The organism is Pseudomonas sp. NFACC10-1, from assembly GCF_900119195.1.
Taxonomy (GTDB): Bacteria; Pseudomonadota; Gammaproteobacteria; order Pseudomonadales; family Pseudomonadaceae; genus Aquipseudomonas; species Aquipseudomonas cerasi.
Map to the genome: position 1 here is coordinate 403,718 of NZ_FPJB01000007.1, position 1,618 is coordinate 405,335.

Annotated in this window: 1 protein-coding gene; it reads left to right on the top strand. The window is 60.9% G+C overall.

Features of this window, described 5'->3' with window-relative positions; translation table 11 throughout:
- On the top strand, positions 1-1,618 hold a 1,618-nt coding region (locus BT119_RS20830; RefSeq protein WP_139271373.1), incomplete at both ends, for a non-ribosomal peptide synthetase.

A 1,618-nucleotide genomic window follows, 5' to 3' on the forward strand; every position in this document is an offset into this window, starting at 1 on the left:
CGGTCGCAGAACTGCCGCTGCTGTCGTGCGAGCAACGTCGGCAGGTGTTGGAGTCGTTCAACGATACGGCAGCGGCCTACCCGGCGGACAAGTTGCTCCATCAACTGTTCGAGGAACAGGCGGCACAACAGCCCGATGCCCTGGCGGTGGTCGATGAAGCCGGAAGCCTGACCTATAGCGAACTCAACGCGCGGGCGAATCGACTGGCACATTACCTGATCGGCCTGGGTATCCAGCCGGATGATCGGGTCGCGATCTGTGCGCAGCGCAGCCTGGAAATGGTGGTGGGCTTGCTGGGGATTTTGAAGGCGGGCGGTGCGTATGTGCCGCTGGATCATGGATATCCGTCGGAGCGGTTGCGCTACATGCTGGAAGACAGCGCGCCGGTAGCAGTGCTGGTGCAAGCGGCGCTGCAGGAATGCCTGCCGGCGGTAAATGTGCCGCAGGTCGTGTTGGACAGCGTGGACCTGTCCTCAGGGACCGGTGGGCTGCCGTGTGGCAATCCGGATCTTGATGCCCTGGGGCTGACGTCGAGAATGCCGGCTTATGTGATGTATACATCCGGCTCCTCGGGAGTGCCGAAGGGCGTGCTGATTGAGCACCGCAGTGTGCTGCGTCTGGTTATCAATAATCCTTATGCCAGGATCACCACAGAGGATTGTGTTGCGCATGGCGCCAATACGGCCTTCGACGCTTCGACCTGGGAAATCTGGAGTGCGCTGCTCAATGGGGCGAAACTGTTGGTTGTGTCTCAGGCGACGCTGCTCAATCCCGCGCGCTTGAACCATATATTGATTGAAGGTGGCGTGACCGCTTTATGGTTGACTGCTGGATTGTTCAATGAATATGTCGATGTACTCGCCGCTGCCTTCTCAAAGCTGCGATATCTCCTGGTCGGTGGGGATGTGCTCGATCCAGTGAGCGTTGCGAAGGTTTTGTCCCGCGCCCATCGCCCGAGGCATCTGATCAATGGCTATGGACCAACGGAAACAACGACCTTTGCCAGCACCTATGAGATCCATGCGCTGTCCGACAATTCGCGCTCGATTCCTATTGGCCGCCCTATCGGCAACACACGCATTTACCTATTGGATGCACACGGCCAGCCGGTGCCCATCGGGGTCAGCGGCGAGATCCATATCGGCGGCGCGGGGGTTGCCCGTGGCTATCTGAATCTGCCCGAACTGACGGCGGAGCGTTTCCTGGACGACCCGTTCAGTGCCGAGCCTGCGGCGCGGATGTACAGGAGCGGCGATCTGGGACGCTGGCTGGCGGACGGCAATATCGAGTACCTGGGGCGCAACGACGATCAGGTCAAGCTCCGTGGCTTCCGTATCGAGCTGGGTGAGATCGAGTCGCAGCTGGCGGCTTGTCCTGGAGTCAGGGAGGCGGTGGTGCTGGTGCGCGAGCAGCGTCCCGGAGACAAACGCCTGGTGGCGTATTTGACGGCGCGGGAAGGCGCCGTGTTGTCGGCGGCACAGTTGCGTGAGCAACTGTCGCAAGGGCTGGCGGAGTACATGATTCCGAGTGCCTTCGTAACGCTGGCGCGTTTCCCGCTAACGCCAAACGGCAAGCTGGATCGACGGGCATTGCCGGCGCCGGAGGACGACGCTTATGC